We start from the raw sequence: 22,999 nt of genomic DNA on the forward strand, positions 1-22,999 counted from the left end.
CGGTGTTGTCATTCGTGCGTGGGGCTTCGCGCGTCAAACGAGTGGGAAGGACTATCCTATGAAATCCATGATCTTCGGTGCCGCCGGCATCCTGGTAACCGCGGGCGCCCTGCCGGCTTTCGCGGCCGACATGGCCGTGGCCGAACCGCCGGTGGAGACCCCGATTACCGAGACGGCGGGCGTCTACGACTGGGGCGGCTTCTATGTCGGCGTGAACACGGGCTATGCCTGGACGCACGGCGACTATACCGGCGGCGGCCTGCCGGGCGACCACAGCATGGACGGCTGGGCCCTCGGCGCCTTTGCCGGCTACAACTTCTTCAACAATGGCTGGGTCTACGGTGTCGAAGCCGATGTGAAGCACGACTTCAACAACGAGCGCTTCACGAGCGGCGGCGCGCCCTTCGAATATGAAACGACCTGGGGCGGCTCCGTCCGCGCACGCCTCGGCTACGCCATCGACCGCACCCTGATCTACGGCACGGGCGGCTACGCCTTCACCAATGCCAAGCTGACCGACCCGGCCGGCGCGATCGACAAGGAAACCTTCCACGGCTGGACGATCGGCGCCGGTGTCGAGCACGCCTTCACCGACAATCTCGCCGGGCGCCTCGAATATCGCTACACGGACTACAACAAGTCCGATGTCTTCGGCGTTGCCGGTTCGGACGGCGACATCGATTCGCATTCCATCATGCTCGGCGTGAGCATGAAATTCTGACGGGAGGCCGGGGCGATCCGTCGCCCCGGCTTAACGTCCCGCTAACCGTAATTTTACGAAAATGCACGATAGGTCATGGGACCCGTCTCGCGCGCTCCCCTTTACGGCCCGGTTCATTCGAGGCAGGATTGGTAAACGCGCAAAAACGGGACCTCCATGCGTCGGTTGATTCTGGCTCTCCTGCCCCTCGCCCTTCTGGCGACGTCCTGCTCCACCACGGATTACGACCTCGGCGTCACCGGCTCGCTTCCGCCGCGTTTCGCCGACAAGGACCCGCAGGATTTCGGCGCCCGCAGCCCGCACCGCCACCAGATTCACGGCATCGACGTTTCCAAGTGGAACGGCGATATCGACTGGCAGGCGGCCAAGAAGGGCGGCGTCTCCTTCGCCTTCCTGAAGGCGACCGAGGGCACCGACCGCATCGACGGCCGCTTTGCCGAATACTGGCAGGGCGCGAAGACCGCCGGCGTCCTCCACGCCCCCTATCACTTCTATTATTTCTGCTCGACGGCGGATGCCCAGGCGGACTGGTTCATCGCCAATGTGCCGAAGGAGGCCGTGCAGCTTCCGCCGGTGCTGGATGCCGAGTGGAACCCCGCCTCGCCCACCTGCAAGACCCGCCCTCCGGCCGACGAGGTGCGCACGGTCCTCAAGCGCTTCATGGACCGCCTCGAGGCGCATTACGGCAAGCGGCCGATCATCTACACGACCGTCGACTTCCACCGCGACAACCTCGTCGGGTATTTCGACGGCTATCCCTTCTGGCTGCGCTCGGTGGCCAACCACCCGGAAAACATCTATCCGGCGCGCAAATGGGCCTTCTGGCAATATACCTCCACCGGCGTCGTTCCGGGCGTTCCGACCAATACGGACATCAACGTCTTCGCGGGCTCGGCCAGGAACTGGAACAAGTGGGTCGCCTCGGTTTCCCGCTGACGCCGCCAGCGAATGCAACAAAGGCGCGAGAAAGAACGGCGGCGCAAGGCGCCCGCCGTTTTCTTCTTGCTTCCGTCACATTCATCTGAGACAGCCGGCATCTGAGACAACCGGGCGATCCCGGATGACAAGGCAACGGACCAAGGAGCACAACGGATGCGGCATCCCCTGAAGACGACACTTGCAGCAAGCCTTGCGGCCTTTCTTCTGGCCGGCAGCGCCCATGCCCAGACGGCGCCCGCCTGCGGCGGCGACCTTGCCGCCTTCCTCGAAGGCGTGAAGGCCGAGGCGCTGTCGCGCGGCGTTTCCGCCGAGGTCGCCGACCGGGCGCTGGCCGGCGCGGCGATCGACCAGAAGGTGCTGTCGCGCGACCGCGCGCAGGGCGTCTTCCGCCAGACCTTCCTCGAATTCTCCAAGCGCACGGTCAGCCAGGCCCGCCTCGACATCGGCCGCAAGAAGCTGAAGGACCTTTCCGAGGTCTTCGCCCGCGCCGAGCAGGAATTCGGCGTGCCGGGCCCGATCATCGCCGCCTTCTGGGCCATGGAGACCGACTTCGGCGCCGTGCAGGGCGATTTCAACACCCGCAACGCCCTCGTGACGCTCTCGCATGACTGCCGCCGCCCGGAAATCTTCCGCAAGCAGCTCCTCGCGGCCATCGAGATGGTCGGCCATGGCGACCTCGACCCGAACGGCACGACGGGCGCCTGGGCCGGCGAGATCGGCCAGGTGCAGATGCTGCCGAAGGATATCATCGAATTCGGCGTGGACGGCGACGGCAATGGCCATATCGACGTCAAGAAGAGCGCGCCCGACGCCATCCTGACGGCGGCCAAGTTCATCCAGCATCTCGGCTTTACGAAGGGCCAGCCCTGGATACAGGAAATCAGCGTGCCGGACGACCTGCCCTTCGAGAAGACCGGCCTGCAGCCGGGCATGAAGGCGAGCGACTGGTTCGCGCTCGGCGTCAAGCCGCGCGACGGCGACACGTCCTTCGGCAATCTCGAAGCCTCCGTCGTGCTGCCGCAGGGCCGCAAGGGCCCGGCCTTCATGACCTATCCGAACTTCAACATCTATCTCGAATGGAACCAGTCGTTCATCTACACGACCTCGGCCGCCTATTTCGCGACCCGCCTTGCCGGCGCCCCGCCCTATGAGCGCGGCACCCCGGAGGAAGGCCTTTCCGAGGACGGCATGAAGCAGCTCCAGACCAAGCTGCAGGCCCATGGCCACGATGTCGGCAAGATCGACGGCATCCTCGGCTCCGGCACGCGCGCGGCGATCCAGAAGGAACAGCTGCGCCTCGGCCTGCCGGCCGACGGCTGGGCGACGCAGGCCCTGCTTTCCGCCCTCTGACGGAAATCGGGTGGCGGGCTGGCACCCGCTGCGATAGGACTGCCACGACCTGAGCGGCGCTGCCCGACCGAAACCGGGCGACGCCGCTTTCTATCGCACCGCATCCGTCCGCCGGATGCCTTCGGGGGGAACGATGCAACAGTCGCTTGCGGCCGCGCCGCCGCGCATGAATGTCCAGACCTGGGGCCTGCTCGCCCTTCTCGGCATGATCTGGGGCGGCTCGTTCTTCTTCGCCCGCGTCGCCGTCGCCCACGTGCCGCCCGCAACGCTGGTGCTGCTGCGCGTCGGCATCGCGGCGCTTGCCCTGCACGTCTATATCGCCGGCCGCTTCGACATCTATCCGACGCTGCGCGCCCGCTGGCGCGAATTCCTGCTGCTCGGCCTCATCAACAATGCCGTGCCGCATCTCCTGATCTTCCTCGGCCAGACGCAGATCGGCGCGGGGCTCGCCTCCATCCTCAACGCGACGACGCCGATCTTCACCGTGCTCATCGCCAACAGCATGACGGTGGACGAGAAGCTCTCCCCGCAGAAGATCGCGGGCTGCCTCATCGGCCTTCTCGGCACGGCGGTGCTGATCGGCCCGCGGGCGCTGGCGCCCTTCACCGGCGACGGCGGCCCGCCGCTCTGGGCGGTCATTCTGCCGGTCTTCGCCGCCATCTCCTACGGCCTTGCCGCGACCTACGGCAAACGCTTTCGCGGCGTCGCCCCGCCGGTCACGGCGGCCGGGCAGCTCACCGCCGCGACGCTGCTGGTGCTGCCGGTCTCTCTCATCGCCGATTCGCCCTGGCAGCTTCCCCTGCCCCCGCTGCCCGCCATCCTCGCCGTCCTGGCGCTGGCGCTGCTGTCCACCGCCTACGGCTACATCCTCTTCTTCCGAATCATGGCCGCGGCGGGCGCCACGAACACCTCGCTCGTCACCCTGCTCGTGCCGCCCAGCGCCATCCTCGCCGGCATGCTCTTCCTCGGCGAGCGGCTGACGCCGCTCGGAATGCTGGGCATGGCGCTCGTCCTCATGGGCCTCGTGGTGCTGGACGGCCGCGCCCTCGCCCGTTTCAGGGCCGGTTGAGGGCGGCGGAACAAAGCGCCTTTCCGGCCGTTTCATGGCAATCCGGCGGATTGCGGGTCCGACTTGCGCCACAATGGTAAATGCACAATGTCGGCATTCGTCATCCGGTAGGGATTGTGATTTTTTTGTGGCGGATACAAAAAAGGAGGAAGTTCAGCAGGTTAGCGTTGTGAATAACTGCCCGGCACGCGCCGGATGTTGCAACGCAGCAACAAAACACCTTTCCAACCCGCTTTTTTCGGTCGTAATATCGAACCGTAGACGCAAGGAGGTCAGCCATGGGACTCACACATTCCTTGAATGTTCTGATGATCAGTGCAGCGTTCCTCTTCGTCGCGACGATGATCTTCATCTGAGGCGGCACAAGCGAAGCAGAAAGGTCAGGGGCTAAACCGAGAAACCCTGCCGAAACCCATTCAAAGCAATGCATGGCCCCGGAAACGGCGCCATGCATTTTCATTTTCAGGAAGGGGTTTCAGGAAGGCGTCAGGCCGCAGCGCCCGCCGCCCGGCTGCGTTCCGCCTTCGCGAAGCCGACGCCGTCGCAGACCGCCGAGACCAGTGTCGACCGGTTCATCGTATAGAAGTGGAACTCATCGATGCCGCGGGAGATGAGGTCCTCCACCTGGCGGATCGCCAGCTCCACCGCGACGGCCGCGCGCTCCTGCGGCCGGTCGTCGACCGGGCCGAGGCGGTCGGCCAGCCAGCCGGGCACCGTGGCGCCGCACATGCCGGCGAATTTCTGAACCTGCGAGAGATTGTGCACCGGCAGGATGCCCGGCACGATCGGGATCGAGATGCCGGCCTTGCGGACCCGCTCCAGGTAGCGCTCGAAATCGTCGTTCTCGAAGAAGAACTGCGTCAGCGCGCGCGTCGCGCCCGCATCCACCTTGCGCTTGAGCATGTCGATATCGGCGGCGACATCCGGGCTCTGCGGATGCTTTTCCGGATAGGCCGAGACGGAGATCTCGAAACCGAGGCCGCGCAGGCCCGCGACGAGCTCGACCGCATTGGCATAGCCGCCCGGATGCGGCTGGTACGGCGCGCCGACGCCGCCCGGCGGATCGCCGCGCAGTGCGACGAAATGCTTGACGCCGACAGCCTGGAAGTCGGCGACCACGGCATGGGTCTCCTCCTTCGTCGCGCCGACGCAGGTGAGGTGCGAGGCGGCCGGCAGGCCCATTTTCAGGAGATGGCCGACTGTCGCCAGCGTCGGCACCTTCGTGGTCCCGCCCGCGCCATAGGTGACCGACATGAAGCCCGGATCATAGGCGGAAAGCGCGCCGGCCGTTTCCCAGAGCTGGCTTTCGCCTTCCGGCGTCTTGGGCGGGAAGAACTCGAAGGACAGGCGGAGGGCCTTTCCCCCTGGCGTGACGGTCGCCGGCTTCATGTCAACTCCTTCTGCGGATCGCAATGGGGTCGGCCGCCTCCGCGCGCTGGTCGCGGGCAAGCCAGATGGTCACGGTGAGCGCATCGGCATCCGGATGCGCGGCTTTGAGATCGACGACCTCCTCGACGGAGAGCCCTGCCCGCTCCAGCCATTCGGACATGGTCTGGTGGGAGAAGCCGAGGCGGATATGGGCATGTTCGTCGCGCAGGTGCTCCAGCGCGTGCGGGGCAAGGTCGATGATGGCGAGCCTGCCGCCCGGCGCCAGCATGCGCGCGGCCTCGGCGATCGCCGCCTCCGGCTCGTCGAGGAAGTGCAGCACCTGATGGATCGTCACGACGTCGAACTCGTCGCGCTCCAGCGGCAGGTTGAAGATATCGCCGTGGCGGATTGACGCCTTGGTGATGCCGGCGCGGTCGAGATTGGCGCGGGCGACCGCCAGCATGTCGCGGCTGGCATCGACGCCGACGCCGCGCCGGTAGAGCCCCTCGAAGAGCTGCAGGATGCGCCCGGTGCCCGTGCCGAGATCGAGGAAGGCGTCGACCGGCTCGGTGCCGATCATCGCCGCAAGCTTCGCCTCGACCTCCGCCTCGCTGACATGGAGGCGCCGTACCGCATCCCACTCCGCCGCGTTGCGGCTGAAATAGGCCTGCGCCTTGTCGGCGCGCACGCGCTTCAGCGCCCGCAACCGCTCGTCGTCGCGGGCGAACACCGCATCCACCGGATCGATGGCGTCGAGCAATTGCCGGGCGAGCGAAACGGCGACACCCCCCTGCCCGAGGCGGAAGAAGGCCCAGGCGCCCTCCTGGTAGCGGTCGACGAGCGCGGCTTCCGAAAGAAGCTTGAGATGGCGCGAGATGCGCGGCTGGGACTGGCCGAGAATGTCGGTGAGGTCCGTCACGGTGAGGTCGCCGTGCGAAAGCAGCGCGAGAAGGCGAAGGCGCGTTGGCTCGCCCGCCGCCTTCAGGATCTCCACGATGTCGTCCAGTCCGAGTTTCTGCATCTCGCCCATGATCTTTCCAATCAAGACATAAAGATATGTTTATGCGATTAATCGACGTCGCACAAGAGCCATTCCATGCCGCCGATCTTCCCATCAACAGGGATAAAGAAAAACCCCGGCAAGCCGGGGTTTTCAAGCAGAGGCAAAAGAGCGGGCACGACCCGTCGCTTGCAGCGACACCCCTCTGCCTGCCGGCATCTCCCCCACAAGGGGGGAGAAAGATGGAGGCCTGCTCATCGTTCAAAAATGGAATGCAAAGGGTGCTGCGCGGTAAGTCCCTCCCCCTTGTGGGGAGGGATTTAGGGAAGGGTCTTCCCGTGTAACGCCCCTGCTGAGCGGGGCCGCCCCCTCTGCCCTGCCGGGCATCTCCCCCACAAGGGGGGAGAAGAAGAAGGCTTGCTCATCGTCCGAAATCGAATGCAGAGTGCGCGGCACGATAAGCCCCTCCCCCTTGTGGGGAGGGGTTGAGGAGGGGTCTTGCCCCCATTCACCGCGTCAGGCGCTTGTAGGTCACCCGCTTCGGATTGACGGCGTCCGCGCCGAGGCGGCGGATCTTGTCCTGCTCGTAGTCCTCGAAGTTGCCCTCGAACCATTCCACGTGGCTGTCGCCCTCGAAGGCGAGGATGTGGGTGGCGAGGCGGTCGAGGAACATGCGGTCGTGCGAGATGATGACGGCGCAGCCGGCGAAGTTTTCCAGCGCGTCTTCCAGCGCCGCCAGCGTTTCCGTGTCGAGGTCGTTGGTCGGTTCGTCGAGCAGGATGACGTTGTAGCCGCCCTTCAGCATCTTGGCGAGGTGCACGCGGTTGCGCTGGCCGCCCGAGAGCGTGCCGACCTTCTGCTGCTGGTCGCCGCCCTTGAAGTTGAAGGCGCCGCAATAGGCGCGGCTGTTCATCTCGTGCTTGCCGAGCTTGAGCACGTCGTTGCCGCCGGAGATTTCCTCCCAGACGGTCTTGTCGCCGCCGAGCGCATCGCGGCTCTGGTCGACATAGCCGAGATCGACGGTCTCGCCGACGGTGATCGAGCCGGAGTCCGGCTGCTCCTGGCCGGTGATCATGCGGAACAGCGTCGTCTTGCCGGCGCCGTTCGGGCCGATCACGCCGACGATGCCGCCGGGCGGCAGCTTGAAGGTGAGGTTCTCGATGAGCACGCGGTCGCCATAGGCCTTGGTGAGGTTCTCCGCCTCGATGACCACGTTGCCGAGGCGCTCGCCGACCGGGATGACGATCTGCGCGTCGCCGGGACGGCGGTCGGACGCGGCCTTGACCAGTTCGTCATAGGCCTTGATGCGGGCCTTGGACTTGGCCTGGCGGGCCTTGGGCGAGGAAGCGATCCATTCCTGCTCGCGCGATAGCGCCTTCTGGCGGGCGCCCTCCTCGCGCTCCTCCTGTGCCATGCGCTTGGCCTTGGCCTGGAGATAGGCCGAATAGTTGCCCTCGTAGGGAATGCCGCGGCCTCGGTCGAGTTCGAGGATCCAGCCCGTGACATTGTCGAGGAAGTAGCGGTCGTGGGTGATCATCAGCACGGAGCCGGGATATTCGCGCAGGTGCTTTTCGAGCCAGGCGATCGTCTCGGCGTCGAGGTGGTTGGTCGGTTCGTCGAGCAGCAGCAGGTCCGGCTGGGCGAGCAGCAGTTTGCAAAGCGCCACGCGGCGCTTCTCACCACCCGAGAGGCTTTCGACGCCCGCGTCGCCCGGCGGGCAGCGCAGCGCGTCCATCGCCATCTCGACCTGGCTTTCGAGGTCCCAGAGGTTCTGGCTGTCGATGACGTCCTGGAGCTTCGCGCCCTCTTCCGCCGTCTCGTCGGAATAGTTCATCATCAGCTCGTTATAGCGGTCGAGGATCGCCTTCTTGGGGGCGACGCCCTCCATGACGTTCTCGAGCACGGTCTTGGACGCATCGAGCTGCGGCTCCTGCGGCAGGTAGCCGAGGGTCGCGCCTTCGGCCAGCCACGCCTCGCCTGTGAATTCCTTGTCGAGGCCGGCCATGATGCGCAGCACCGTCGACTTGCCGGCGCCGTTCGGGCCGAGGATACCGATCTTGGCATCGGGGTAGAACGAGAGGTGGATGTTCTCGAGGATCTTCTTGTTGCCATAGGCCTTGTTGAGCCCAGACATGTGGTAGATGAACTGACGTGCCATGCAAACGCGCTCCGGATCGGACAAATTTGCCCGCTATGTAGGCGAATTCTCCGCCCGCGGCAATCAGCGAAAGCCGCGGCGCACAGGCAAGCCGGCCCGTGAGCGCGCGCTTATCGCAGGGCGGCGTGGTCGATGCGGAAGAGCTGGAACCGCGTTTCGGCGGGCGGCGCGATCCGCAGCAGCCCCGGCCAGTCCCTGCCCGCCGACAGGGCGGCATAGAGCGGGGCGAAGGACGGATCCGATTCCAGCGGGAAGCGGCAGACGGCCACATAGTCGAACGGCGCCAGCGCCGCCCGCCGCACCGCCGGATCGCTGGAGAGAAACGCCTCGTACATGCGCTTCATGCCGGGCGCGGCGCGGTGGAAGGGAATGGCCGCGATCCGGAAGCCTTCGGGCATCGCCTCGATGATCGTGAAGGCAAGGCCGTTCGGCAGGGCGATGCGGCCCGGCTCGGCAAGGCGCAGCACCGAAAGGTCCTCGCCCGCGCAGGCATCCGAGGTCATGTAGTCGACGGCGTCGCGAGGACGTTCGACCGGCTTTGCGGACGCCGACAGCCCCGCAAAGACAGCGAGAAACGCCGCACCTGCAAGAGCGAGGTTGCGCCGTGCATGCGTCCCCGTCGCCGGATCGAGGTACCATGCGGCCAGCGCGGGAAGGAAGAGCGGCACCAGCGCGGCCGGGAAGCGGATGTAGCGGATCATCAGCACGGCAAGCAGGAACGAAATCGCCGCCAGTGCATAGAGAGCGAGGAAGGATGCCGCGCCCTCGCGCGCCTTCGCCATGACCATCGGCATCAGCAGGGCGAGCACGCCCCCCTGCAGCATGAGCGCCGCCGCAACGGCGTATCGGCCGTTCTGCAGCAGATAGAGCATGCCCTGTTCCTGGATGACGCGGTCGAACCAGTAGTGGCGCGTCAGCGGATCGATGATCGCATAGGGACCGGCAAGGCATTCCGGGAACAGGACGGCGGCCAGCGCCAGCACCGCGAGGGACGGAACCGCCAGCAGCAGCGCCTTCGCCACCGGGGACATCGACCCGCGCGACAGGACGCCGCCGCCGCCGAGCGTCAGGGAGAGGCCGAGCATCAGGACGATCTGCGGCGCGGAAAAGGCGTCGCATTGCCGCGACACGATCCCCGCGGGCCCGAGGAAGGCGGCTCCCAGCACAGCCGTCGCGGCCGCCATGCCGCCAGATGCATTCACGAGGACGCTCCGGGCGCCCTTCGCGCCGAAGACATGGGCGCAGACCAGGGCACCGAAGACCACCGCCACGAAGGGCAGGCATTCCAGCCCCACGGCGATCGACGCCGCGCTCGCCGCCCCGATGAGGAGACCGCCCTTCCCGTCCCACCGGCAAAGGCCCGCGGCCGTGATGACGAGGAAGAGGAGCTGCACATTATGATGATCGATCCGGCCCGGCGTGAATTCGAACACCGCCAGATTCATGAGCAACGCCATGAAGACGACCACCAGCGCCTCCGTCGTCCGCGACGGCAGCAAGGATGCCATGAGCCTGCGGACGACAAGGAACGCGAGGCAGCCGAAGAGGATCAGCATCGCCGGCGGCCAGAGGAGATAGGCGAGATCGAGGGCCCGCTCCGGGTCCATGAAGAAGGACAGAAACTTCGCAAGCGCCACATAGGGCAGGTCGACCATCCGGGACCAGGGCGAGAGATAGGGCTCCGGCATGGCGACGAAAGGCAGGGCCGGATCATACCAGCCACCCTTGCCGGACATCAGGTGGCCGATCTGGAGAGCCCGCAGCTTGTCGTCGATATCCGCATAGATTCCCTGTCCGCCCGCCACATTGACGAGCATGATCAGGAGGCTCGTGCCACAGACGAGGCCGGCGCCTTCCGCTTTCGTCAGCCCCTTCGGCCGGTCCAGGGGCCGCCCGATTTCCGAAACACCCGATGCCATTTCCGCCAGCCTCCTGAAACCACCCGAGACTAGGAAATCCCGCTTAACAATAGGTTGTCTTTGCCCTGACGATCATTCTGCCGGCTGCGATTGCATTGCCGGCACGGCGGGATTTTGCCGGGAATGCCGACAAGGAAAACGCAACCCGTAATTGCCAGCGCCGCGAAATACGGAGAAAAGAGAAAAATACATGCCGCATCCCGTTGTCTTCGCCCGGCAAATCGCGTTGACCTGTCGCGAATGGGAGGACGTGCCGTGTTTTCAGAGGTCAGGACGCTGAAGAGCCCGAGCGGGGCGACGCTGGCGCTGCGGCATGAGCCGGCGCGGGGCGAGGCGCACGGCATTCTTCTTCTCAGCCATGGCCTTGCCGAGCACAGCGCGCGCTACGCGGCCTTCGCCGGCCGCATAGCGGGGGAAGGCTTCCACGTCTATGCCCACGACCATCGCGGCCACGGCCACACCACCGCGCCGGATGCGCCGCGCGGCCAGTTCGCGCCGCGAAACGGCATCGGGCGTGTCGTCGAGGACATGCGCGCCGTGCGCGGCCTGGCCGTCGGCGCGCATCCCGGCCTGCCGGTCGTGCTCTTCGGCCATTCGATGGGCGGCCTGCTGGCGCTCGCCTTCACTGAAGCGCATCCCGCCGACATCGACGCGCTCGCCGTCTGGAATTCCAACCTCGAACCGGGCGCTGCCGGACGGCTGGCGCAGGCCATTCTGATGGCCGAGCGCATGCTGAAGGGATCGGACGTGCCGAGCGGGCTGCTGCCGCGGCTCACCTTCGGCGCCTGGGGCAAGGCCATCGCCGGCCGGCGGACGGAATTCGACTGGCTGTCGCACGAGCCGGGCGAGGTCGACGCCTATATCGCCGACCCGCTCTGCGGCTTCGACGTCAATGTGTCGATGTGGATCGACATCTTCGCCGTGACCTATGCCGATGCCTCGGCGGAAGGCCTTGCGCGCCTGCCGAAGGCGCTGCCCATCCACCTCGTCGGCGGCGAGGAGGACCCGGCGACCGACCATGGCCGGGCGACACGCACCTTTGCAAGGCGACTGAAAAAATCGCGGCTTGAGGATGTCACCGCGATCGTCTATCGCGGCATGCGTCACGAAACGCTGAACGAAAGCCCGGCGCTGCGCGATCCCGCCATCGACGCCTTTGCCGGCTGGTGTCGTCGGGTTGTCGAGGAAAGACGCCGGCTACCGGAAAAAGCATGAGCACGACCGCCGCAACGCCGCTGCGCAACGAGGTGAGCCTTGGGCTCTTCCTCATGGTTCTTTCGGTGCTCATCTCGCCGATCATCGACATTTTCGCCAAGCTCGCCGTCACCGCCGTTCCGGCGACGGAGATCACCTTCGTGCGGCTTCTCTTCCAGATGACGGTGCTGGGGCCGATCTGCCTGATGCGCGGCTCGCTGTTCGACGTGAGCTGGAGGAAGATGGGCCTGCATGCCGCCCGCGGCCTGCTGATGGCCATCACCATGATCAGCTTCGTCACGCCGCTCGCCGTCATGGAGGTCGCCGATGCCATCGCCATCTTCTTCGTCGAGCCGATCATCCTCACCATCCTCGGCTCCATCTTCCTCAAGGAGACCATCGGCTGGCGGCGCTACACGGCCTGCGGCGTCGGCTTCCTCGGCTCGCTTCTCGTCATCCAGCCGAGCCTGCAGGAAGTCGGCCTCATCGCCCTCCTGCCGGTGGTGGCCGCCGCCTCGCTCGCCCTCTTCTTCCTGCTCACCCGCATGGTGGCGCAGAAGGAGGACCCGTGGTCGATGCAGTTCTATGCGGGTCTGTGGGGCGCACTCTTCGCCGGCCTGCTGCTCGTCGTCGGCGGCAGGGCCGGCATCGCCATGCTCACCCCCGTCATGCCGGATGTGAGGCACACGCTCTTCATCGCGGGCGCCGCCGTCGCCGCCACCATCGCCGGCGTGCTCGGCGTCTACGCCTACCGCTCGGCGCCCGCCTCGACGCTTGCCCCGCTGCAATATCTGGAGATCGTCTCGGCGACGATCCTCGGCTGGTGGGTCTTCGGCCATCTGCCGGATGCGGTGAAGTGGCTCGGCATCGCCATCATCATCGCCTCGGGCCTCTACGTCATCTGGCGCGAGCGGAAGATCAACAAGACGGCGACCATCCCCACGGTTTCGACACCGATCTGACCGGGAACGCGCGAGGCGCGCACGGCAGGCATCAAGTCAGTCGCACCCGTCATGATGTCCGCCATGCGCCCCGCTATCCTGCCCTCCGGCTTTTTGTTATCCAAGGGAAAACGGGCCGGAACGCCCGGCGGGCACCGCCGCGCGCCCGCCCTTGGTGCTGGAAATGCCCTGGAGGGAGCACGGGATGGACAAGTCGAACCTGCCGCTGGCCGGCATCCGCGTCATCGAGCTGGCGCGGGTTCTCGCGGGCCCCTGGGCCGGCCAGATGCTGGCGGACCTCGGCGCCGACGTCATCAAGATCGAGAACCCCGACGGTGGCGACGATACGCGCGCCTGGGGCCCGCCCTTCGTCACGGGCAGGGACGGCGAGAACCTTTCCGCCGCCTACTACCACTCCACCAACCGCGGCAAACGCTCCATCGCCCTCGATCTCAAGACCGAGGAAGGCCGCGAGACCGTCCACCGCCTCATCGCGACGGCCGACGTGGTGATCGAGAACTTCAAGGTCGGCGGCCTCACCAAATACGGCCTCGACTACCAGAGCCTCGCGAAGAAGCACCCGAAGCTCGTCTACTGCTCCATCACCGGCTTCGGCCAGGACGGCCCCTATGCCGCCCGCGCCGGCTACGACTATATCGTGCAGGGCATGTCCGGCTTCATGTCGGTGACCGGCGCGCCGGACGGCGAGCCGATGAAGGCGGGCGTCGCCATCGCCGACATCTTCACCGGCATCTACGCCGTCAGCGCCATCCAGGCCGCACTCATCCATGTCATGAAGACCGGCACGGGCCAGCATGTCGACATGGCGCTGCTCGACGTGCAATCCGCCGTCATGGCGAACCAGAACATGAATTTCCTCGCCTCCGGCAAGGCGCCGGGCCGGCTCGGCAACGCGCATCCGAACATCTCGCCGTACGAGGTCGTGCCGGCCTCCGACGGCCATATCATCCTTGCCGTCGGCAATGACGGGCAGTTCCGCAAGCTCTGCGGTATCCTGAAGCTTGCCGGCGTTGCCGACGACGAGCGCTTCGCCACCAACCGCGCCCGCGTCGCCAATCGCGTCGAGGTGCGCCGCCTCGTGACCGGCGCGACGGCGGCGATCAGCAAGGCCGACCTCCTCGAGGCCTGCGAGCGCGAGGGCGTTCCCGCCGGGCCGATCAACTCCATCGCCGAGACCTTCGACGACCCGCAGGTCAAGGCCCGGGGCCTGCGCGTCGACCTGCCAGATGCCGACGGAAACCTCATCCCCGGCGTGCGCACGCCCATCGTCTTCTCCGGCACGCCGCTCGTCTACGACCGCCCGAGCCCGCGGCTAGGCGAACATACCGACGCCGTCATGGCGGAACTCGAAACTCTCGAAGCAGGAAAGAAAAGCGCATGAAGACCGGTGGCCAGCTCATCGTCGATGCCCTCGCAGCCAACGGCGTCAAGCGCGTCGCCTGCGTGCCGGGCGAAAGCTATCTGGCGGTGCTCGACGCACTGCACGACACCAATATCGACGTCGTCGTCTGCCGCCAGGAAGGCGGCGCGGCGATGATGGCCGATTGCTGGGGCCGGCTGACGGGCGAGCCCGGCATCTGCATGGTCACGCGCGGCCCCGGTGCCACCAACGCCTCGGCGGGCCTGCACATCGCAAGGCAGGATTCGATCCCGATGATCCTCTTCATCGGCCAGGTGCAGCGCGACGCGCGCGAGCGCGAAGCCTTCCAGGAAGTGGAATACCGCCGCGCCTTCACCGAGGTCGCCAAATGGGTGGCCGAGATCGACGATGCCCGCCGCATCCCCGAATTCATCACACGCGCCTTCGCCGTTGCCACCTCCGGCCGGCCCGGCCCCGTCGTGCTGGCGCTGCCCGAGGACATGCTGACGGACGAGGTCGAGACGGTCGAAGCGAAGCCCTACATGCCTGTCGAAGCCCATCCGGGCCGCAGGCAGGTCGAAGAACTGGCAGGCCTGCTCGAAAAGGCCGAGCGCCCCATCGTCATCCTCGGCGGCACGCGCTGGTCCGAGGAGAGCGTGAAGGGGATCGCCGCCTTCGCCGAGCGCTGGTCGCTGCCGGTTTCCTGTTCCTTCCGCCGCCAGATGCTGTTCGATCACCAGCACCCCAACTATGCCGGCGATTCCGGCATCGGCATCAACCCGGCGCTCGGCAAGGAAATCCGCGAGGCCGACCTCGTCGTGCTGCTCGGCGGGCGCTATTCCGAAATGCCGTCGGCAACCTACAGCCTGCTGCAGAGCCCCTACCCGCAGCAGAAGCTCGTGCATGTCTATCCCGATCCGTCCGAGCTCGGCCGCGTCTATCGCCCGGACCTTGCGATTTGCGCCGCGCCGGAGGACTTCGTCGCCGCACTCGACGGCCTTGCGCCGAAATCCGCGCCGCGCTGGGCCGCCCGCACCGCCGCCATGCATGAAAGCTACCTGAAGTGGTCGACCCCGCCGATGGAAGGCCCCGGCGACGTGCAGATGGGCCCGATCATGGCCTGGCTCGAGGAAAACACGCCCGACGACACGATCTTCACCAACGGCGCGGGCAACTACGCCACCTGGGTGCACCGCTTCCACCGCTTCCGCCGCTTCGGCACGCAGGCCGCCCCGACCTCCGGCTCCATGGGCTACGGCCTGCCGGCCGCCGTCGCGGCCAAGCAGCTCCATCCCGGGCGCGAGGTCATCTGCTTTGCCGGCGACGGCTGCTTCATGATGCATGGCCAGGAATTCGCGACCGCCGTGCGCTACAAGCTGCCGATCATCACCGTGGTCGTCAACAACGGCATCTACGGCACGATCCGCATGCACCAGGAGCGCGAATATCCCGGCCGCGTCAGCGCCACGGACCTCACCAACCCCGATTTCGCGGCGCTCGCCGTCGCCTATGGCGGCCATGGCGAGACGGTGGAGAAGACGGAAGACTTCGCCGCCGCCTTCCTGCGCGCCCGCGCCAGCGGCAAGCCGTCGATCATCGAGGTGAAGCTGGACCCGGAAGCGATCACGCCGACGCGCACGCTGTCGGATATCCGCGACGGAAAGTGAGGCCCGGGGCTGGAAAGCCCCTCATCCCGCTGCCGGCACCTTCTCCCCGCAGGCGGGGAGAAGGGATATGCGGGACCGGTTTCCCGAGATCATGAACATGGAAGAGGGAGCGAGGCATCGCCTCTTGCCCCTTCGCCCCGCTTGCGGGGAGAAGGTCGCGGCAGCGGGATGAGGGGCAGCGCCCTCCGCCCTCACCCGCGGATATGCCGCGTCTGCTCGTAGGTCTTGGTCGAGCGCATGCCGGAGCGGCAGTAGCCGAGCATCGGGCGCGGCAGCTCGTCGAGCGCGTCGACCATGCCCTGTACCGCTTCCACCGTCACGCCCATCGGACCGACCGGCACATGGGCCGTCTCGATGCCGAGTTCCTGCGCGCGGGCGGCAATGGCGGAGAAGTCCGGCTGGCCGGCTTCCTCATGGTCCGGGCGATGGCAGACGATGGACTTGAAGCCCATGGCGGCGATCGCGTCGAGGTCCTCAACCGTGATCTGGCCGGAAACCGAATATTCGTCGTTGATCTCGCGGATATCCATGGACGTGTCCTTTCGAAAGAGATGCGCAAACCGTTTAAGCCCGCGCCGCGGGAGCGTCAATCGTGCCAGAACCAATCGGCATTCAGTTCAGGCTGAGCCGAAAATGGTGCTTTTCCGGGCTTCCGGTGCTCACGTACCGAAAGTACGCTGCGCTCCAAAGCCCGGAAAAGCGCCGTTTGCAGGCCGGCATGGGCTGAATGCCGATCGGTCCTACCGAAGTTCGAAGGCGAGCCCGTAGCCGACGCTGTCGCCAGGTGCGAAATCGGGCGCCTCGCCGGAGGCGATCAACTCCTCGCGGGAGGCGAGCCGGTGCGAGACCGGCTCTATGCCGAGCACCGCGCAGCCGGGCGACTGGTTCCGCCAGACCTGCAGATAGGGCAGCGTATCCGTGCGGAAGCGGATATGCATGCTGCGCCCGCCAAGGGCGGCTATCGGCCCGACGGCGATTTCCGCCCAGCCGTGCTCCGCGGTCTCCGCCGCCGGCACGCAGAAGATCGTCATATCCCCCTCGTCGAAGCGCCAGGGCAGGCTGCCGCCGGGCAGCATGGCGCCGGTCAGCCGCGTGCTTTCGTCGAAGAGGCCGGTGCCGAAATTGATGTGGTACATGGCGAAGGGCGGCCACGGCCTAGCGCCGGTATTGGTGACGACATCATCGAGGGTGATGTGCCCGGTGCGCCGGTCCGCCCGCCAGCGGCGCGCAAGATCGGCCGATCCGCCATGGGCGAGCGAAACCGCGACCCGCCCCTCGCAGACCACCTCCCCCTCGTCCTCCTCGATGAGGATATCCCGCGCCGGATGGGAGGAGAGCGAACCGTGCAGCGGATAGCGCCGCCCGTCCGCCGCCCCCTCCACCGGCACCGGATGACGGATGTGATCGGGCCCGCAGGTGAAGAGGAAGCCCGGCAGCGCCCTGTCGATGCGCGGATCGCCGTCCGACGGGATGGCCGAGCCGGGCGCGATGTCGATGCCGCGAAAGACCGCGCTGCCGACATCGAGCGCCGATTGCGGCGTCAGGTCGAGGCGGAAGGAATGGTCGGGCGTGTCGGCGGAAAGGGCGAAGGTCATCGGGACTCCGGCGGGCAGGATGGAACCGCGGCATGCTAGAGCATTTCCGGCAAAAGTGCGAAGCGGTTTTGCGTTCGCAAACGCGGTGAAACAAGGAGTTAGAGCGTTTTCCGCGATTCGGGAAAAGCGGAAATGCTCAAGGGCCGAACCTCGCGCCGCGCCCCTCTTCTCACGGAACCCGGAGGCCGGGTCACAAGTTTTTGCCATTCGCGTTGACCTTACGTTCACCATCGATTCAGTTTTTCCATATTAAGGTCTGAATTGAAGTGTTCCGTCCGCGCGATATATGCAATCTGGCAGGTCAAAAATCGTGAATTCGATATTCAAAACAAGCGTTTCGCTCCTTGCAGCGGTGTCCGCCCTCGGATTCGCCGTCCTGCCTGCAAAGGCCCAGCAGCCCCGCGACACCATCCTCGTCTCCCCCGACGGCGACATCCTGGACTACGTTCCCGACGACGGCAGCGTGCGCTGGGCGCGCGACAATCGCGGCCGCCGGGTCCTCGTCGATTCCTGGGGCGACATCGTCGCCACGGCCATGCCGGCCGAGCGCTACTACGGCGGCGGCGACAACTACAATCCGCGGCGCAGCCGCTACCGCGAGGTCCGCGGCTATCCGGAGACCAGCCCGGACTACTTCCCGCCGGCCCCTAGCGACGACAACGACCTGACGACCAGCTCCGTGCCGGAAATGCGCGACGGCCTCAACGGCAATGTCGAGCGCCAGCCCCTGCCCGACAGCGATTTCGGCACCTCGCAGCCCCTGCCCGACTTCTCCGACAATCCGGGCGACACCGCCTCGCTGCCGGCCGATACCGATCCGAACGCCGAATTCGTGCCCGGCCCGAAATTCCAGCCGGCCAAGGCGCTCGGCAAGATGTCGTCCGCCGAAGTCACCGCGCTTCAGGTCTTCCTCGACCGCGAAGGCTTCTCGCCGGGCGTGATCGACGGCAGGAAGGGCTCCAACGTCACCAAGGCGATCGAGGCCTGGCAGAATGCGACGGGCGAAACGCTCGACCCGAACAATGCCGACGACATCCTGGAGCGCCTGCGCCTTTCCGGCGGCATGGCCTTCACCACCTACGAGATCAGCGCCGCCGACGCGGCCGGCCCCTACGTGGCGGCGATCCCCGACGACTATGCCCAGAAGGCAGCCCTGCCGCACATGTCCTTCACCTCGACCACCGAAATGCTGGCCGAGAAGTTCCACATGGACGAGGCCTACCTGAAGGAGATCAATCCGGGCGTCGACTTCACCATCCCCGGCACGATCGTCAAGGTCGTGGATACCGGCCGGGCGAAGACCGGCAAGGTGGCGAAGATCCTTGCAGACAAGGCCCGCAAGCAAGTTCTCGCCTATGACGAGAACGGCACGCTGATCGCCGCCTATCCGGCAAGCATCGGCTCGTCCGACACGCCCTCGCCCTCGGGCATCGTCACGGTCCAGCGCGTCGCGCTAAATCCGGGCTATACCTATAATCCGAAGATCAACTTCAAGCAGGGCGGCAACGACAAGATCCTCACCCTCCAGCCCGGCCCGAACGGCCCGGTCGGCACCGTCTGGATCGCACTCTCCAAGCCGACCTACGGCATCCACGGCACGCCGGAGCCCTCGAAGATCGGCAAGACGCAGAGCCACGGCTGCATCCGCCTCACCAACTGGGACGCCACCGAGCTCGCCAAGATGACGAGTGCCGGCGTGACGGTCGAATTCGTCGACTGAGGCTCTCCGCGAGCAAGCATCGAAGCCGGCCCGCAAGGCCGGCTTTTCTTTTGACGAACGAAAAGGCCGGGCGCGAAATCCGCTGCCCGGCCTTTTTTAAAGTCTCACCCCCGTTCAGGCGGCGCGGGTGTAGCCGGAATTCTCCGCCGGCTGGGCGGTGCCGCCGGTGCGGAAGGCGCTGAGCTGGGCGGCGATGGAAGCGGCCTCAGCGGTCAGCGCCTGGCTTGCGGCATTGGCCTGTTCCACCATCGCGGCGTTCTGCTGGGTGATCTGGTCCATGGCGTTGACCGCCTGGTTGACCGCCTGGAGGCCGGTCGCCTGCTCGGCCGTGCTGGCGCGGATCGCGTTGAAGACCGAGCTGACCTCCACGACCTGCGAAACGATCTGGCGCAGCGACTGGGCGACCTCGCCCACCGAGCGCACGCCGTCCTCGACCTGGCCATGCGACTTGGCGATGAGGTTCTGGATGTCCTTGGCCGCGTCCGCGCAGCGCTGGGCGAGCGCCCGCACTTCCGAGGCGACGACGGCAAAGCCGCGCCCCGCCTCGCCGGCCCGCGCCGCCTCGATGCCGGCATTCAGGGCAAGCAGGTTGGTCTGGAAGGCGATCTCGTCGATCACCTCGATGATATTGGCGATGGCGGCGGAGGAGGCCTGGATCTCGCCCATGGCGGTGATCGCCTCTTCCACCACTTCGCCGCTGCGCTGGGCATTGTCGCGCGCGGCCATGACGAGGGCATTGGCCTCGTTGGCGCTCTGCGCCGTCTGGCGCACGGTCGTCGTCACCTGCTCGACGGCGGCGGCCGTTTCCTCGAGGTTCGCCGCCTGCCGCTCGGTACGCTTGGCGAGATCGTCGGAGGCCGAGGCGATCTCACGGGCGCTGAGGTGGATCGAGCCGGCGCCCGCGCCGATATTGCCGATGGCCTGCGCGAGCGTGGAAATGGCGTGGTTGAAGTCGTGGCGCAGCGACTCGTAGGCTTCCGGCAGCGCGCCGGTGATGCGGGCCGTGAGGTCGCCATCCGAAATGCGCTTCAGCGCGGCGCCGAAACTGTCGCTGACGAGCTTGCGCTCCTCGGCGACGACCTGCGCCTGTACCGCCTCCTGCTTGGCGACATCCGACATGTCCTGATAGACCGAGATCGACAGGTCCATATCGAGGAACATGGCCTTCAGCAGGCTGGAAAAGCGCGCGGCGAATTCCTCCGGCGTGATTTCCTGGCGGGAGAAGAGCCCGCCCTTCGGCCAGAGCGATTTCACCGCTTCCGTCAGCAGATGCTCGACGATGAGCGCGTAGCCGCCGATATACCAGCGCGGCTCCAGGCCGATGCGGGCATGCACATGGCCGATCGTCTGCACCTTGGTCGCATAGTCGCCGGTGAAGTCGCCGGCGGCGATGTTCGCCCAGTGGCCGAGCTGCGCAGTCTTGGCGCGGTTCATGTGCGCGTCGTTGGAAAAGAGGTGGCTTACCTCCGGGCTCTTGCGCACGATGGCATAGAATTTGTCGAGCGCCGGCCCCAGCTCTTTCTCGATGAAGGGCTTCAGGGTGCGCAGCCGCTTCAGCGCGGCCTCGTCAAGGCCGAGATAATCGAGACGGCGCGCGATGTCATGGTTCTGGCTGGCGGTCGAGGCAGTCTTCATTCTGAGCGGTATCCTGGCAACGCGAGAAACGGAGGAGAAAGCGACAAAACTCCAGCGGAAGAGCGGCGCCGCACGGCACGCCCATCCCCGCGACCCCTCATGGGTCCAGCGAAGGCGCCTTGCCTTCATTGGATAGCTTTCTGACGGGATATCATTAGGTTAGGCGTGGTAAATTGTTCCTTACCCCGCCGTCGCTTCCGGCATGAAAAACGGCCGCGCCCTTGGTCGCAGCCGTTCTTGCCTTTCGTCAATTACAAGGGCTCAGGCCGCCCGCCGGATGGTGCGGAAGAGACCGCGCTCGCCCACCGGCCGATGGCGCGCCGGCACAAGGCGCAGCACTTCGCCAGCGAAGAGCCGCGCATTTTCGCGCGCCTTGTCGAGATTGCTGACCTTCGCCGGATCCATCGAATAGAGCGTGCCGCCACAGTCGAAGATATCGCGGAAGGCGGTGCGCTCGCCGATCGGCGTATCGAGCACCGTCACGCCGCGCGCGGCGAGCAGCGCCTTGATCGCCGCCATGGCGCGGGTGGTGACGAGCGAATTCATGCGCGTCAGCACGACCGAATGGTTGATGCGGATGCCCGCCTTCTCGTCGAGTTGCTTCAGGAGTTCGAGGATCTGCGCGGCGCCGCGCGCATCCATGGCACAGCCCTGCACCGGGATCATCACATGGTCGGAAAGGCCGATGGCGGTGGCGACGAGCGCATCGCGCGCGCCGGCAAGGTCAATGATGAAATAGTCGGTCGCAGCGCGGTTCTCGCGGATATGGCTCTGCAGGGAGCCCATGGAGACTTCCGAGATGACGGCGATGTTGCGCTGGCGGCCGGAAACCTCGTGCCAGTGGCTGATCCAGCGCTGCGGGTCCGCGTCGAGAATGGTGACGCGGTGCCCCTGGCTTGCCAGCTCGGTGGCGAGAATAAGGGCCGCGGTGGTCTTGCCCGCGCCGCCCTTGGCATTGGCAAATGTGATGACTGGCATGACGTTCCTCTTGAAGGCTGCGAGCGTGCTCATCGCTCCGGTCGAGCCGCCGAAGAATGGCGCCCGCTTAAGCGAACCTTTCAAAACATGGTTAACAAAGAGGAAATTTCCGGATCGCGAAGATTAACGACACGGACGGATGACGTACGGATTCCGCAAGGAAAAAGCCCGGAAAAACAATGTTTTCCGGGCTCCTGTGATTTCTTGACGATCAGAAATCAGATGCATTCGATGAAGAGGCGCTTGGCCGCATCGAGCGTCAGCTCCACCGGGTTGCCGCCGGCCGTCGGGTCGACGATGGCCATGGCGGCCATCTCGTCGATGCGGTCCGTGCCGACGCCGAGCGCGGCGAGCTTGTCCGGCACGCCGACTTCCTCGCGCAGGCGCAGCACATAGTCGAAGAAGCCGTCGAAGCCGCCTGCGATGCCGAGATAGGCGGCGGCGCTGGCGATCCTCGCCTCGATGGCCGGCCGGTTGAAGGCCAGCACCGGCGGCATCACGACGGCGTTGGTCATGCCGTGATGCGTGTTGTAGATCGCGCCGACCGGGTGGGACAGCGAGTGGATCGCGCCGAGGCCCTTCTGGAAGGCGACGGCGCCCATGGCGGCCGCCGACATCATGTTGGCGCGGGCCTCGATATCCGTGCCGTCCTTGTAGGCGCGCGGCAGGTATTCCTTGACGAGGCGCATGCCTTCGAGCGCGATGCCCTGGCTCATCGGGTGATAGAAAGGCGAGGAATAGGCTTCGAGGCAATGGGCGAAGGCGTCCATGCCAGTGCCGGCGGTGATGACCTTCGGCATGCCGACCGTCAGCTCCGGGTCGCAGATCGTCACCGAAGGCAGGAACTTCGGATGGAAGATCACCTTCTTGGTATGCGTCTCGGAATTGGTGATGACGGAGGCGCGGCCGACTTCCGAGCCGGTGCCGGCCGTCGTCGGCACGGCGACGATGGGCGCGATGCCGTCGGAATTGGCGCGGGTCCACCAGTCGCCGACATCCTCGAAGTCCCAGACCGGGCGCGTCTGGCCGGCCATGAAGGCGACGGCCTTGCCGAGGTCGAGGCCGGAGCCGCCACCGAAGGCGACGACGCCGTCATGGCCGCCGGCCTTGAAGGCCTTCACGCCGGCTTCGAGGTTCTTGTCGGTCGGGTTCGGATCGACCTCGGCGAACATCGCCCGGCCGAGGCCGGCGGCGTCGAGAATGTCGAGCGCGTTCTGCGTGATCGCCATGGTCGACAGGCCCCGGTCGGTGACGAGCAGCGGCTTCTTCATACCGACCGCCTTGCAGTGGTCGGCCAGTTCCTTGATCCGGCCCGCGCCGAACTTGATCGCGGTCGGATAGCTCCAGTTGGCGGTGATGGTCAT

Annotated in this window: 18 protein-coding genes; 9 read left to right on the plus strand and 9 right to left on the minus strand. The window is 66.2% G+C overall.

The window, feature by feature from the left end:
• The first annotated feature begins 58 nt into the window (after nt 1-58).
• The 4 genes from ACZ1A1_RS08350 to ACZ1A1_RS08365 all read left to right on the plus strand — a co-directional run bounded on the left by ACZ1A1_RS08350 (nt 59) and on the right by ACZ1A1_RS08365 (nt 4,079).
• Entirely contained in the window at nt 59-721 is a 663-nt protein-coding gene (locus ACZ1A1_RS08350; protein WP_463619500.1) for an outer membrane protein, read from the plus strand.
• 156 nt (nt 722-877) lie between these two features.
• Entirely contained in the window at nt 878-1,657 is a 780-nt protein-coding gene (locus ACZ1A1_RS08355; protein ID WP_463619501.1) for a glycoside hydrolase family 25 protein, read from the plus strand.
• A gap of 156 nt (nt 1,658-1,813) precedes the next feature.
• A complete protein-coding gene (locus ACZ1A1_RS08360) occupies nt 1,814-3,010 on the plus strand; it encodes a lytic murein transglycosylase (protein WP_463619502.1) in 1,197 nt (398 codons plus the stop codon).
• Between the two features lie 133 nt (nt 3,011-3,143).
• Nucleotides 3,144-4,079 carry a DMT family transporter gene (locus tag ACZ1A1_RS08365; RefSeq protein ID WP_463619503.1) on the plus strand — a complete coding sequence of 312 codons (936 nt, stop codon included), beginning with the start codon at nt 3,144-3,146 and terminating at the stop codon, nt 4,077-4,079.
• A gap of 486 nt (nt 4,080-4,565) precedes the next feature.
• On the opposite strand, the gene metF is transcribed toward ACZ1A1_RS08365, so the two are convergent.
• The 4 genes from metF to ACZ1A1_RS08385 form a co-directional block, all read right to left on the minus strand.
• Nucleotides 4,566-5,468 (minus strand): methylenetetrahydrofolate reductase [NAD(P)H], encoded by a 903-nt coding sequence (gene metF, locus ACZ1A1_RS08370; RefSeq protein WP_463619504.1) that lies wholly within the window; start codon nt 5,466-5,468, stop codon nt 4,566-4,568.
• A gap of 1 nt (nt 5,469) precedes the next feature.
• Nucleotides 5,470-6,477, minus strand: coding sequence for an ArsR/SmtB family transcription factor (locus ACZ1A1_RS08375; protein ID WP_463619505.1), 1,008 nt, complete (start codon nt 6,475-6,477; stop codon nt 5,470-5,472).
• Between the two features lie 478 nt (nt 6,478-6,955).
• Nucleotides 6,956-8,605, minus strand: a complete 1,650-nt coding sequence (ettA, locus tag ACZ1A1_RS08380; protein WP_463619506.1) for an energy-dependent translational throttle protein EttA — start codon at nt 8,603-8,605, stop codon at nt 6,956-6,958.
• Between the two features lie 110 nt (nt 8,606-8,715).
• The gene (locus ACZ1A1_RS08385) at nt 8,716-10,524 is read right to left on the minus strand and encodes a hypothetical protein (protein ID WP_463619507.1); all 1,809 of its coding nucleotides are present in this window, start codon (nt 10,522-10,524) and stop codon (nt 8,716-8,718) included.
• 255 nt (nt 10,525-10,779) lie between these two features.
• Here ACZ1A1_RS08385 and ACZ1A1_RS08390 point away from each other — a divergent pair, with 255 nt between their 5' ends.
• The 4 genes from ACZ1A1_RS08390 to ACZ1A1_RS08405 all read left to right on the plus strand — a co-directional run bounded on the left by ACZ1A1_RS08390 (nt 10,780) and on the right by ACZ1A1_RS08405 (nt 15,707).
• Nucleotides 10,780-11,739: an alpha/beta fold hydrolase gene (locus tag ACZ1A1_RS08390; RefSeq protein ID WP_463619508.1), complete on the plus strand. Its 960-nt coding sequence runs from the start codon at nt 10,780-10,782 to the stop codon at nt 11,737-11,739.
• Nucleotides 11,736-12,680, plus strand: coding sequence for a DMT family transporter (locus ACZ1A1_RS08395; RefSeq protein ID WP_463619509.1), 945 nt, complete (start codon nt 11,736-11,738; stop codon nt 12,678-12,680). Before ACZ1A1_RS08390 ends, ACZ1A1_RS08395 begins: the two co-directional genes overlap by 4 nt.
• A gap of 184 nt (nt 12,681-12,864) precedes the next feature.
• A complete protein-coding gene (gene caiB, locus ACZ1A1_RS08400) occupies nt 12,865-14,061 on the plus strand; it encodes a succinate--glutarate CoA-transferase (RefSeq protein WP_463619510.1) in 1,197 nt (398 codons plus the stop codon).
• Entirely contained in the window at nt 14,058-15,707 is a 1,650-nt protein-coding gene (locus tag ACZ1A1_RS08405; RefSeq protein ID WP_463619511.1) for a thiamine pyrophosphate-binding protein, read from the plus strand. Before caiB ends, ACZ1A1_RS08405 begins: the two co-directional genes overlap by 4 nt.
• 191 nt (nt 15,708-15,898) lie before the next feature.
• On the opposite strand, the gene ACZ1A1_RS08410 is transcribed toward ACZ1A1_RS08405, so the two are convergent.
• On the minus strand, nt 15,899-16,237 hold the full coding sequence (locus ACZ1A1_RS08410; RefSeq protein ID WP_463619512.1) for a protein tyrosine phosphatase family protein: 339 nt from the start codon (nt 16,235-16,237) through the stop codon (nt 15,899-15,901).
• A 210-nt stretch (nt 16,238-16,447) separates the two neighbouring features.
• A complete protein-coding gene (locus ACZ1A1_RS08415) occupies nt 16,448-17,302 on the minus strand; it encodes a DUF4432 family protein (protein WP_463619513.1) in 855 nt (284 codons plus the stop codon).
• Nucleotides 17,303-17,588: 286 nt separating this feature from the next.
• On the opposite strand from ACZ1A1_RS08415, the gene ACZ1A1_RS08420 reads away from it, so the two are divergent.
• Nucleotides 17,589-19,022, plus strand: a complete 1,434-nt coding sequence (locus ACZ1A1_RS08420) for a L,D-transpeptidase family protein (RefSeq protein WP_313192729.1) — start codon at nt 17,589-17,591, stop codon at nt 19,020-19,022.
• A gap of 114 nt (nt 19,023-19,136) precedes the next feature.
• On the opposite strand, the gene ACZ1A1_RS08425 is transcribed toward ACZ1A1_RS08420, so the two are convergent.
• From ACZ1A1_RS08425 to ACZ1A1_RS08435, 3 genes are all read right to left on the minus strand, one after another.
• Nucleotides 19,137-20,657 carry a methyl-accepting chemotaxis protein gene (locus ACZ1A1_RS08425; RefSeq protein ID WP_463619514.1) on the minus strand — a complete coding sequence of 507 codons (1,521 nt, stop codon included), beginning with the start codon at nt 20,655-20,657 and terminating at the stop codon, nt 19,137-19,139.
• A 261-nt stretch (nt 20,658-20,918) separates the two neighbouring features.
• Nucleotides 20,919-21,635, minus strand: coding sequence for an AAA family ATPase (locus ACZ1A1_RS08430; protein ID WP_463619515.1), 717 nt, complete (start codon nt 21,633-21,635; stop codon nt 20,919-20,921).
• Nucleotides 21,636-21,853: 218 nt separating this feature from the next.
• Nucleotides 21,854-22,999, minus strand: a complete 1,146-nt coding sequence (locus ACZ1A1_RS08435; RefSeq protein WP_463619516.1) for an iron-containing alcohol dehydrogenase — start codon at nt 22,997-22,999, stop codon at nt 21,854-21,856.

Source organism: Shinella sp. R2-11 (assembly GCF_055330205.1).